The organism is Parabacteroides sp. HGS0025 (assembly GCF_000969845.1).
Classification (GTDB): domain Bacteria; phylum Bacteroidota; class Bacteroidia; order Bacteroidales; family Tannerellaceae; genus Parabacteroides; species Parabacteroides gordonii.
Genome location: NZ_KQ033902.1, coordinates 2,438,650 through 2,450,848 on the forward strand (window position 1 = coordinate 2,438,650; position 12,199 = coordinate 2,450,848).

Genomic DNA, 12,199 nt, shown 5'->3' on the forward strand with positions numbered 1-12,199 from the left:
CATTATATATAATATGGAAGAAAACAAGAAAATCGTAGTCACCCGTGAATACGAAAAGAAAATGTCGGAGATCAGTCCTTTCGAACTGAAGAACATCCTGATTGAACTGGCCGACGAGAGTGCCCGCAAAAGTACTCATATCATGTTGAATGCCGGACGGGGTAATCCTAACTGGATCGCCACCACGCCACGCGAAGCTTTCTTTCTGCTCGGCCAGTTCGGAATGGAAGAATGCCGCCGGGGAACGAAGCTGGAAGACGGGATGGTCGGCCTGGCCGGTATCCCTCAGAAACCGGGTATCGCCTACCGTTTCAGGGAGTTCCTCGACAAACATGAAGGAACACCCGGTTCCCAGCTTTTACGCGATACCTATAATTATATGGTGCACGAGAAAGGTGTCGATGAAAACGACCTGGTGCATGAATGGGCCGAGGGCGTGATCGGCGACCAGTATCCTGTTCCCGACCGCATACTGAAATATACGGAAGTGCTGGTCGAAGACTATCTGAAGCAGGCCTTATGCAACAATCTTCCGCCTGAAGGCAAGTTCGACCTGTTCGCCACCGAAGGAGGTACAGCCGGTATGTGCTATGTTTTCGACTCCCTGCAACAAAACTTCCTGCTGAACAAAGGGGATAAGATCGTCCTTTTCGCTCCGGTCTTCACTCCCTATATCGAAATACCCGAACAGATCCGTTACCAGTTTGACGTAACCGAGATCCATGCCCTGAAGATGACGGGCGACGGTTATCACACCTGGCAGTATCAGGAAAAAGACCTGGATGTGTTGAAAGACCCTTCCGTCAAAGCGGCCTTTATCGTTAATCCGAGCAATCCGCCTTCTTATGCGCTGACACAGGGATTAACGGAACGTATTGTCGACATCGTCACGAACGATAATCCAAACCTGATGATCATTACCGATGATGTCTATGCCACTTACGTTCCCGGCTTCCGTTCGCTGATGGCCGACTTGCCCGCCAATACTTTATGTGTTTATTCTTTCTCCAAATATTTCGGGGCGACAGGCTGGCGTCTGGCGGTGGTTTCATTGCACGAGGATAATATTTACGACCGGATGATTGCCGGCCTGCCGGATGACAAGAAAGCCCTGTTGACAAAACGGTACGGCAGCATCATGCTCGATCCGTCGAAGATGAAGTTCATCGACCGTATGGTGGCCGACAGCCGTCAGGTGGCACTTAACCATACTGCCGGACTATCCCTGCCGCAACAGACACAAATGGCCTTGTTTGCCGCTTTCTCCCTGCTGGATACCGAGAACCTGTATCAGTCGCGCATGGTCGAGATCATCCACGAACGCCTGCATACGCTTTGGGAAAGCACCGGGTTTACCTTGCTGGACGACCCGCTTCGTGCCGGTTATTACAGCGAGATCGATATGGAAGTATGGGCAAAGAAATTCTACGGCGACGATTTCGTGGAATACCTGAAAGCCAACTACGAACCGGTCGACGTGGTGTTCCGTCTGGCGCAGGAGACTTCGCTGGTTCTTCTCAACGGCGGCGGTTTCGATGCTCCCGAATGGTCTATCCGCGCGTCGCTGGCCAACCTGAAAGCGGAAGATTATGCACGGATTGGAGAGGGGATAGCCTCTATTCTTCATAGCTATGCCGATAAATGGAAAGAGTCGGAAAGAAATAAAAACAATAATTAAATAAACAGCAGTAATCGCTGAACAAAACGAGTTCGCCTTGCGTTCTATAAGTAGACGTAAGGCGAACTTTCTTTTATGATAGACATCCTCTATCCGTCCATAGAAATTATCGAATGAGAGATGTTTTAATAAAATATATATTTGTTAGGAATTAAATCAAATATGCTAACAGAGAGAAGTGTCTTATATATTACATTCCGTTCGATGACAGACCGGTATATTTGCATGAAAACATTCTGACAAACAACAACTAATAAGATTACGATATGGTGTACGACATTGAAATGCTGAGAAGCTTTTATTCCAGTTTCCCGAAAAGGGTAGATACTGCCCGCGAAAAGATTGGCCGCCCGATGACATTGGCCGAAAAGATCTTATATGCTCATTTATATGACGAAGATGCCCTGCGCCTGTTCCGGCGTGGAGACGATTATGTGAACTTCCGTCCCGACCGTGTAGCCATGCAGGATGCAACGGCACAGATGGCTTTGCTGCAATTTATGAATGCGGGTAAAGATAAATCCGCTGTTCCGGCAACCGTCCACTGCGATCACCTGATCCAGGCGAATATCGGTGCGAAAGCCGATATAGAAACGGCTACGAAAGGGAATAGCGAAGTCTACGATTTCCTGCATTCCGTGTCCGATAAGTTCGGTATCGGTTTCTGGAAACCGGGAGCCGGTATTATCCACCAGGTGGTTTTGGAAAACTATGCTTTCCCCGGCGGAATGATGGTCGGAACAGACTCCCACACACCGAATGCCGGTGGTCTGGGAATGGTAGCCATCGGAGTAGGCGGTGCCGATGCCGTCGATGTAATGACCGGCATGGAATGGGAACTGAAGATGCCGAAACTGATCGGTGTCAAGCTGACAGGCCGTCTCAGCGGCTGGGCTTCTCCGAAGGATGTGATCCTGAAGCTGGCCGGTATCCTGACGGTGAAAGGCGGAACGAATGCCATCATCGAATATTTCGGCGAGGGTGCTTCTTCTATCTCTGCCACCGGAAAGGCGACGATCTGTAACATGGGAGCCGAGGTAGGCGCAACCACTTCTTTATTCCCTTACGACCTGAATATGGCTACTTACCTGCGTGCTACCGGACGCGATACCATTGCCGCCTGGGCCGATGCTATCCAGGATTACCTGGAGGCCGATATGGAAGTGAGGGCACAGCCGGATGAGTATTACGACCGTGTGATCGTTATCAACCTCTCCGAATTGGAACCGCATATCAATGGACCGTTCACCCCGGATGCCGCAACTCCTATCTCCGAGTTTGCCGCCAAGGTAAAAGCCAACGGCTATCCCCGTAAGATGGAAGTAGGCCTGATCGGTTCGTGTACGAACTCATCCTACCAGGATCTGAGCCGTGCCGTATCCATCGCCCGCCAAGCTTTTGAAGACAAGATACCTGTCGCCGCCCCGCTGATCATCAATCCGGGATCGGAACAGATACGCTATACCGCCGAACGAGACGGCATCATCGGCGACTTTGAAAAAGTGGGCGCCACGATCATGGCTAACGCCTGCGGCCCGTGTATCGGCCAATGGAAACGCCATACCGACGACAACACGCGCAAGAACTCGATCGTGACTTCCTTCAACCGTAACTTCGCCAAGCGTGCGGACGGTAATCCGAATACCCACGCCTTTGTCGCTTCCCCGGAACTGACGCTGGCATTGACCATCGCCGGCGACCTGTGTTTCAATCCGCTGACCGATACGTTAAAGACTGCCGACGGCCGCGAAGTGAAGCTCCGTGAACCGCAGGGTACCGACTTCCCGCCTAATGGATTCGATGTAAAGGACAACGGCTATCTGGCTCCGACCGGAAAGAATGCGGATGTGAAGATCAACCCCGACTCCAACCGTTTGCAGGTATTGCATCCTTTCGCCCCGTGGGACGGAAACGATCTGTTGGATATGCCGCTACTGATCAAAACGGAAGGCAAATGTACGACAGACCATATTTCGATGGCCGGCCCGTGGCTTCGTTTCCGCGGTCATCTGGAAAATATCTCCGACAATATGCTGATGGGTGCGATCAATGCGTTCAACGGGAAAGCGAATGCTGTATTGAACCAGCTCAATAACGAGTATGAAGCCGTTTCTGCCGTAGCCAAACAATACAAGGCAAAAGGCATTTCTTCCATCGTGGTTGCCGAAGAAAATTATGGTGAAGGTTCTTCCCGCGAGCATGCCGCTATGGAACCCCGCTTCCTGAATGTAAAGGTGATCCTGGCCAAGAGTTTTGCCCGCATCCACGAAACGAACCTGAAGAAACAGGGAATGCTTGCCCTGACCTTCGCAGACAAGGACGATTATAATAAGATCCGTGAAAACGACCATATCTCGATCACCGGCCTGAAAGACTTTGCACCCGGCAAGCCGTTGACGGCAGTCCTTACGCATGCCGACGGCACACAGGAGTCGTTCCCCGTAAATCATACTTACAATGATTTGCAGATACAATGGTTTAAGGCCGGATCGGCATTGAATATGGCACATTAACAGGGACATTTAAAACAACTAATAAGCTAGTAACATGCATAAAATAACAAAACAAAACGACCATCTGATCGTTCCCGACAAGGTAACGATCCCTTTTATCGAGGGAGATGGCGTAGGGGCTGAGATTACTCCGGTCAGTCAGAAGATAGTGAATGCCGCTATCGAAAAAGCTTATGCCGGCAAACGTGCCATCGAATGGAAAGAAGTACTGGCCGGTGAGAAAGCATTTAACAAGACCGGAAACTGGCTCCCCGATGAAACGATGGATGCTTTCCGTGAATATATGGTCGGTATCAAAGGCCCGCTTACCACCCCGATCGGCGGTGGCATCCGTTCCCTGAACGTCGCTTTGCGGCAAACGCTCGACCTGTATGTCTGCCTGCGTCCCGTCCGCTGGTTCAAAGGCGTTGTTTCTCCGGTACGCGAACCGCAGAAGGTGGACATGTATATCTTCCGTGAGAATACCGAAGATATCTATGCCGGCATCGAATGGCAGCAGGGCACACCCGAAGCCCGTAAATTCCTGAAATTCCTGACCGAAGAAATGGGAGTGACCAAAGTGCGTTTCCCCGAAACTTCTTCATTCGGTGTAAAACCCGTTTCCGTGGAAGGAACCGAACGCCTGGTACGTGCCGCCATCGAGTTTGCCCTGACAAACAAACTGCCGAGCGTGACGCTGGTGCATAAAGGCAATATCATGAAGTTTACCGAAGGTGGCTTTAAGCTCTGGGGCTATGCGCTGGCAGAACGCGAATTCGGCGACAAGACATTCACCTGGCCGCAATACGAAAAGATCAAAAAGGAAAAAGGGGAAGCCGAAGCCGTTAAGTCGATGTTCGAAGCATCCGCTGCCGGAAAAGTCATCATCAAGGATGTCATTGCCGACGCTTTCCTGCAAAACACCCTGCTGATCCCGGAAGAATACTCCGTGATCGCCACGCTCAACCTGAACGGCGATTATATCTCCGACCAGTTGGCGGCTATGGTAGGCGGTATCGGAATAGCCCCGGGTGCCAATATCAATTACGACAGCGGTTATGCCATCTTCGAAGCGACACATGGCACGGCGCCCAACATTGCCGGAAAGAACGTCGTCAACCCGTCGTCGCTCTTGCTCTCGTCCGTGATGATGCTCGAATATATGGGATGGAATGAAGCGGCCGACCTGATCACTGCCGCTATGGAAAAAGCCTTCTCGAAAGGAGAAGCGACGAATGACCTGGCGCGTTTCATGCCGGAAGGAAAATCTCTTGGCACCAAGGAATTTGGTGATTGTATCATATCTTTATTGTAACCTCATAAAACAAATAGTCATGAAGAAAGAATATCTTATTTATAAGCTGTCGGATGCATCGAAGGATGCCTGTAAGATCGATAATGAACTGTTCCCGATGTATAACGTGAAGCGCGGTCTGCGTAATGAAGACGGCAGCGGTGTATTGGTCGGCCTGACCAAGATCGGTAACGTGGTGGGGTACGAACGCCTGCCGGATAACGGTGGTCTGAAAGCCATTCCAGGCAAACTGTTTTACAGAGGTTACGATGTGGAAGACCTGGCTCATGCTCTGATCAAGGAGAAACGTTTCGGGTTCGAGGAAGTGGCTTATCTGCTGCTTTCCGGCAAGTTGCCCGACAAGGAAGAACTGGCCTCTTTCAAAGGCCTGATCTGCGACAATATGCCGCTTGAACAGAAAACAAAGATGAATATCCTGGATCTCGAAGGACAGAATATCATGAATATCCTTGCCCGTAGTGTCTTGGAAATGTATACGTTCGACCCGAATCCGGACGATACTTCCCGCGACAACCTGATGCGTCAGTCTATCGAACTGATCTCCCGTTTCCCGACTATCATCGCCTATGCCTATAATATCTTCCGTCACAGCACACACGGACGTTCGCTGCATATCCGTCACCCGCACGAAAACCTTTCGCTGGCGGAAAACTTCCTGCACATGCTGAAGAAAGACTTCACGGAACTGGATGCCCGTACACTGGACTTGCTGCTTGTCCTGCAGGCCGAACACGGGGGTGGTAACAACTCTACCTTTACCGTTCGCGTGACCAGCTCGACCGGGACGGATACGTATTCTTCCATCGCTGCCGGTATCGGTTCGCTGAAAGGCCCGTTACACGGAGGTGCCAATATCCAGGTAGTCGATATGTTCAACCACCTGAAAGAGAATATTGGTGATTGGAAGAATGTAGACGAGATCGATACTTACTTTATGCGTATGCTGAATAAGGAGGCTTACAATAAGACAGGTCTGATCTATGGTATCGGCCATGCCGTTTACACGATCTCCGATCCGCGTGCGATCGTACTGAAAGAACTGGCTCGTGACCTGGCGAAGGAAAAGGGACGCGAAGAAGAATTTGCTTTCCTCGAACTGTTGGAAGAACGTGCTATCGAATGTTTCGCCAAGCATAAAGGAACGAAGAAACGTGTTTCTTCGAACGTAGACTTCTATTCCGGTTTCGTATATGAAATGATCGGCCTGCCGCAGGAAATCTATACACCGTTGTTTGCCATGGCTCGTATCGTCGGCTGGACTGCCCACCGTATCGAAGAACTTCATTTCGACGGCAAACGTATCATCCGTCCTGCCTACAAGAATGTGCTGGAAGAAACGACTTATGTTCCGATTGCGGAACGTTGACAAAGTAGGGGCGGTTCGTGAACCGCCCTTTACTATTTTAATAACTTAGCGACAACCCATAAGCCACACTGTTAAACGTATTCCCCGTACGTATTTTATCCTTTCCAAAGATACGGTAAAGGATCTCCCTTACCGGAATGACAAGGCTGCTACCGCCTGTGATAAAGACGGAGTCGATATTGTCGGCACTGTATTTCGCTGTTTCCAGTAATTTAAGGATATATCGTTCGATCTCGCTGGTATGCCGTTCGATGATCGTGGCAAACTCGGCAGGTGTGAATGGCTCGTGTATGCGGATCGTCTCTTTCTCAAAGTCGATCGTTGTCTCTTCTCCGCCCGACAGGTTTATCTTGGACTGTTCGATTCCTTTGAACAGTGAGAAAACATAGTTGTTGTCGATCAGCACCCTGACATTATCGATCTTGGGGTTATTGCCCGAAAGGTGATAATAGTTATCCATCGAACGGCGCAACTTACTTTCCTTCAGCATAAATGTCCTTTCCCAGTTTTTCAGTTCGCGGTAGAGGATGGAAGGCACTTCTATTTCCTTGTCGTACGACTGGTATTTCACGCCCCGTCCCAGGTGCGGGGTCACTTTATACCACATGATCTCCGAGTCGAACAAGTCACCGCCGATATAGACACCGCCGTGTGCGATGATATCGTCTTTCCGGTCTTCCTTCCTGACTTTATCGGGTGAGAGGTTCATGATCGTAAAGTCGGAAGTACCCCCACCGAGGTCGGCTACCAGGACATTCTCGCTGTGGTCGAGCCGTTGCTCGTAGGAGAGGGCGGCGGCAATCGGTTCCAGTTGCAGTTTGATGCTTCGGAAACCGGCGTTGCGGGCGGCAAGTGTCAGGCGGCTGACGGCCAGGTTTTCCTGTTTGGGATCTTCCGAGAAGATAGCCGGCCTTCCCAACACCACGTCGGTGATCTCCGTACCCGTAAAGGCTTCCGCTTTTTCTTTCAGGTGGCGGATGATGCAGGTAACGAGCTGATCCGGTGTCATCCGCTTGCCGAATATCCAGGTCGAAAGGAATTTGTCTTGCCGGAGCAGTGTCTTGACCGATTTCAGCAGGCGGCCGGTCATTTCTTCTTCTATATATTTGTCGTGGGCTTCTTTTCCCACATACCAGGTCATTTCGTTCGTGTCCGGGAAATAGAGGATCGAACTGGCGCTATAGGAGAATACTTCTTTTTGTGTCGATTTGTCCGTAAGGGATATAATGGAATTGGAGGTTCCGAAATCTAAACCGCATGTCAACTCGTTCATGTTCATCTTTGCCTTTTGTTTAATGAAAAATGGGGCGCAAAGATATAAAATGCGGATGTAGCAACCAAACATCCGGTAGTTTTTATTACTGTTACCGGATGTCTACGAAAAACCTCGTTTCGTATATTATTACAGCCGCTTCGTATACTAATCTGTTCTGCCATTGCCTGTTTGCCTAGTTTTGCATCAAGTTCAATTATAATTAAAGAAGCATGATATGAAAACAGGATGGTTGATGTTGATTTTTTTGTTGGTTTTTGTATTCCAGGAAGTAAACGCACAGGTCTGGCTGAAGGCTGAATATATCGGATCTTCCGGGTTTAGGGATGTCGATAATAAAAAGGTTGACGGAAAGGGCGATATGAAGGTGATACAGGGAGGTGTCAATATCCCCGTATCGATGAAGATGGATGAGAACAATCATCCGACGGCCTGGATGGTAGGCCTGGGCGCTTCCTATGCTTCGATGGATAATAAGAATTTGTCGGGATATGTGGATATCCCACAGATCTTTAATGCGCAGCTGGCTGTTTCGTATATTCGTCCGCTCAGTAAGAAGTGGTCGTTACTGGCTAGTGTGGGAGCGGGGATCTTTATGGATACCGGAAGCTTGTCTTATGCCCGTTGGAAGAATGTGATGGGTATAGGAATGGCTGCGGCTATCTGGCATCTGCGGGATAACCTCGATCTGGGGGTGGGGTTGGCGTTGAATACCAGCTTCGGTTATCCGATGGTCTTCCCGGCGCTTTTTGTGGACTGGCGGATCGAAGGACGTTATATGGTCAATGTCTCGATGATGGACGGGGTGGAGGTTTCGGGCGGTATCCAACTGCATAAGCTGTTTCGTTTGAAGCTGGTCGGCTCGATGAACGGAATGCTGGCCTTTGTTGAACGTGACGGCAAGGATAAGATATTTACGCAGCAGTATGTTATTACAGGGTTGCAACCGGAGCTTACGATCACGAAGTCGCTGTCTGTCCCTGTCACGATCGGCCTGTCTGCTTACCGAGCCGCCTTTTACGACGACCGTACGCTGAAGGCCATGTTCAAGGTGGAGGGAGATTATGACCCGCATTTCTCGCCTTCCTTCTATGCCAGCGTTGCCATTAAGTATGGTTTCTGAATAGGGATATTACTATCTTTGTTCTTTGGATAGTTCAAAACTGATAAACAATAAATGATGTCCCAACCGGAAGTTACATATAATAGTTTTCTGATCGATTTCCTGATCGCCCCCAAATACAGGGTTGGCAGACATGTGTTGCTTGTGCTGTTCTTTGTGTTTGTGTCATTCAATATGCCGTATATAATTTGCTCTGAGTATCTGGACAAGATAGATAACATGGTGTTGTATGCCGGCCTATTTTTACTGGTGGCTTATTTAACCGGGCTTTATCTGCATATGTATGTTTTATTGCCCAAACTACTGCTGAAGAATAAATATCAGCTATACATAGGATCTATATCGTTGCTTATTTTATTGATATTGGCAATTTCTTTCGGAGTGGATTATTGGATAAATAATTATTATGAACAGAAGCCGGGCCATTATTCTTTTTTCTATGAAAGCCGGATCATGGCAGTAGAAATTATAGGGAATTTCTTTCTGTTCGCTTTGCTGATAGCAGGAACTTCGCTTACTGTGTTATTGCGCCAGTGGCTGCAATTCAGCATGCGAAAGAACGAATTGGAAAAGGTAAATCTGAAAACAGAACTGGAACGTTTGAAAGATCAGATAAACCCGGAGTTCCTTTTCAGTATGCTGGATGAAGCCGGCGAGCAAACAGCCGGTAATCCGGAACAGGCATCAAAGGTCTTGATGAAGTTGAGCAAGCTATTGCGCTACCAGTTGTATGACGGGAATAGAGAGAAAGTGTTGCTGATCTCGGAGATCTCCTTTATTGAGAATTTCCTGATTTTGGCTCAGATGCGTTATATAAACCTGAGCTTTGCATTGACATGGGAAGGAAATGTCAACCGTAAACTGGTGCCTCCCTTATTGTTTATTCCCTTTGCTATTTGCTATGTAAAGTTATTGACGGAAAAGACAATGCAGATGGATCTTCAGATCTTCTTCCGGGTGGAAGAAGCAAGATTATTATTCTCCTGTATCTGTTTTTCTCCCGGAATATCGCTGGCGGATATTGAAAACAGCCGGGAACTGACAGATGTAAAACATCGTTTCGACCTGTTATTTGCCGGCAGTTATACTTTAACGATGGTGGGTGATGGCCCGCTTTATAAAACAAATCTGTATATTAAGTTATGATAAATGCCCCCGGTTTCCTGTTGCGTTTGTTGGTAGATCCTCGTTATAGGATTTACAGACATCTCCTGTTGTTTGTTTTCAGTATGATAACGATCGGCCTAAACTATTACATGGATCTGGTAGAACGAAAGAACTTGACAGAAGATTTTGCGCAAAGCGTCTTTTTGCTTGTTCCCATTTATTTGAGTGTCTTTGTGCTGACCCCTCGTTTTCTGCTGCGAAATAAGATTGGTACTTATATACTATCTGTTTATTTGTGTATAGGACTAAGCCTGCTCTTTTCGTTTCTGTTGCGTAACGAGTCGATCAGGCAAGAGTATCAAATTTATCAATTTTGGATGGGTTCCTTCCTGATCATTTCGTCTGTTATCCAGTTGAGTCTGATTATTGCCGGAGCATCTGCCGTGATTGTCTTCCAAGATTACATAAAGAACGGGCAGCGCATCGGCCAGTTGGAAAATGCCACCATACAATCCGAACTGGAACAGCTGAAGAACCAGATCAACCCGCATTTCCTTTTTAACATGCTGAATAACGCGAATGTGCTGATAAAAGAAAGTCCGGCAGAGGCCGTCCTTGTCCTTTCCAAACTGAAAGACCTGCTGAAGTATCAGCTGAAAGACAGTGTTTCGGAAAAAGTCCGCCTGAAAGACGATATCTCTTTTCTGAACGATTATCTGAATATGGAGAAGATACGGCGCGATAACTTCGATTTTATCGTATCGACAGAGGGGAATACGGAGGATGTCACCCTGCCACCTTTACTGTTCATCCCCTTTGTGGAGAATGCCGTAAAGCATAACAACGATAATAAGAAGTTCTCGTACGTACACCTTTATTTCAAAGTGGAGGAGAAGAGCCTCACCTTTATCTGTATCAACTCCAAACCGGCCGAACAGCGGGAACGGCGCACAGACGGAGGGATAGGACTTGCCAATATCCGCCGACGGCTCGAACTGTTGTACGATACCGATCATTCGCTGCAAATAGACGACACCGATATAACATATACGATCAATCTCCGTTTAAACATAAAATGAATAGTTGTATGAATTGCATAATTGTAGATGATGAACCACTGGGGCGCAAGGCCATCCAGCTATTGGTACAGGATACTCCGTTGTTATCCTTATGCGGAAGTTTCGGTGATGCCGTTTCGGCCGGAAAGTTCATGCAGGCCAGCCCGGTCGACCTTGTTTTTCTGGATATCAAGATGCCCGGCGTGAACGGCCTGGAGTTTGCCCGGATGATCCCTTCTGAAACACTGGTGATCTTTGTGACCGCCTATGCGGAATATGCCCTCGACAGTTACGAAGTGGATGCGATCGACTACCTGGTGAAACCGATCGAGATAGAACGCTTCAAACGTGCCGTTGTGAAAGCCAATGTCTATCACACCCTCTTAAAGACGGACAACAGCAAGAACCTCGTCGAGTCGGTCGCCGCCGACCATATCTTCGTGAAAGCCGAACGGCGTTATTTTAAGATACAGTTCAGGAATATCCTCTTTATCGAAGGATTGAAGGACTATGTGGTGATCCAGACGCCCGATCAGCGGATCGTGACGAAGATGAATCTGAAGTCTATCCATGAGATGCTTCCGAAGGATATCTTTCTCCGTACCAATAAGTCGTATATCGTTAATACCGATCATATTGACTCGTTCGACAATAACGACGTGTTTATCGGAAAATATGAGATATCGATAGGCAATAGTTATCGGGATGCCTTCTTCGATACGTTCTTTATGAAGAATAATCCGGCGGATTAGAACCAGTTGTTTCGAAAATCATGTATATTTGCCGC

The 12,199-nt window shown here is 48.2% G+C and carries 9 protein-coding genes; 8 read left to right on the forward strand and 1 reads right to left on the reverse strand.

The features are described from left to right. Nucleotides 1–13: 13 nt before the first annotated feature. The 4 genes from HMPREF1212_RS09465 (at nt 14) to HMPREF1212_RS09480 (ending at nt 6,851) form a co-directional block, all read left to right on the forward strand. The gene (locus tag HMPREF1212_RS09465) at nt 14–1,678 is read left to right on the forward strand and encodes a bifunctional aspartate transaminase/aspartate 4-decarboxylase (protein ID WP_046149197.1); all 1,665 of its coding nucleotides are present in this window, start codon (nt 14–16) and stop codon (nt 1,676–1,678) included. A gap of 266 nt (nt 1,679–1,944) precedes the next feature. Continuing rightward, nucleotides 1,945–4,191 carry an aconitate hydratase gene (locus tag HMPREF1212_RS09470; protein WP_046149198.1) on the forward strand — a complete coding sequence of 749 codons (2,247 nt, stop codon included), beginning with the start codon at nt 1,945–1,947 and terminating at the stop codon, nt 4,189–4,191. A gap of 34 nt (nt 4,192–4,225) precedes the next feature. Further along, nucleotides 4,226–5,485 (forward strand): NADP-dependent isocitrate dehydrogenase, encoded by a 1,260-nt coding sequence (gene icd / locus HMPREF1212_RS09475; protein ID WP_046149199.1) that lies wholly within the window; start codon nt 4,226–4,228, stop codon nt 5,483–5,485. 19 nt (nt 5,486–5,504) lie between these two features. Next, nucleotides 5,505–6,851: a citrate/2-methylcitrate synthase gene (locus tag HMPREF1212_RS09480; RefSeq protein WP_028729046.1), complete on the forward strand. Its 1,347-nt coding sequence runs from the start codon at nt 5,505–5,507 to the stop codon at nt 6,849–6,851. Between the two features lie 37 nt (nt 6,852–6,888). Here HMPREF1212_RS09480 and HMPREF1212_RS09485 read toward each other — a convergent pair whose 3' ends face one another. Next, a complete protein-coding gene (locus tag HMPREF1212_RS09485; RefSeq protein ID WP_028729047.1) occupies nt 6,889–8,130 on the reverse strand; it encodes an Hsp70 family protein in 1,242 nt (413 codons plus the stop codon). A gap of 211 nt (nt 8,131–8,341) precedes the next feature. Between HMPREF1212_RS09485 and HMPREF1212_RS09490 the strand changes: the two genes are divergently transcribed. The 4 genes from HMPREF1212_RS09490 to HMPREF1212_RS09505 are packed head-to-tail and all read left to right on the forward strand — an operon-like array spanning nt 8,342 to nt 12,164. Beyond that, nucleotides 8,342–9,247: a DUF6268 family outer membrane beta-barrel protein gene (locus tag HMPREF1212_RS09490; RefSeq protein ID WP_046149200.1), complete on the forward strand. Its 906-nt coding sequence runs from the start codon at nt 8,342–8,344 to the stop codon at nt 9,245–9,247. A gap of 54 nt (nt 9,248–9,301) precedes the next feature. Beyond that, the gene (locus HMPREF1212_RS09495; RefSeq protein ID WP_232430070.1) at nt 9,302–10,393 is read left to right on the forward strand and encodes a histidine kinase; all 1,092 of its coding nucleotides are present in this window, start codon (nt 9,302–9,304) and stop codon (nt 10,391–10,393) included. After that, nucleotides 10,390–11,433 (forward strand): sensor histidine kinase, encoded by a 1,044-nt coding sequence (locus tag HMPREF1212_RS09500; protein WP_046149202.1) that lies wholly within the window; start codon nt 10,390–10,392, stop codon nt 11,431–11,433. Before HMPREF1212_RS09495 ends, HMPREF1212_RS09500 begins: the two co-directional genes overlap by 4 nt. Nucleotides 11,434–11,441: 8 nt before the next feature. Then, complete coding sequence (locus tag HMPREF1212_RS09505) at nt 11,442–12,164, forward strand: LytR/AlgR family response regulator transcription factor (RefSeq protein ID WP_028729051.1); 723 nt, start codon at nt 11,442–11,444, stop codon at nt 12,162–12,164. Nucleotides 12,165–12,199 lie beyond the last annotated feature (35 nt).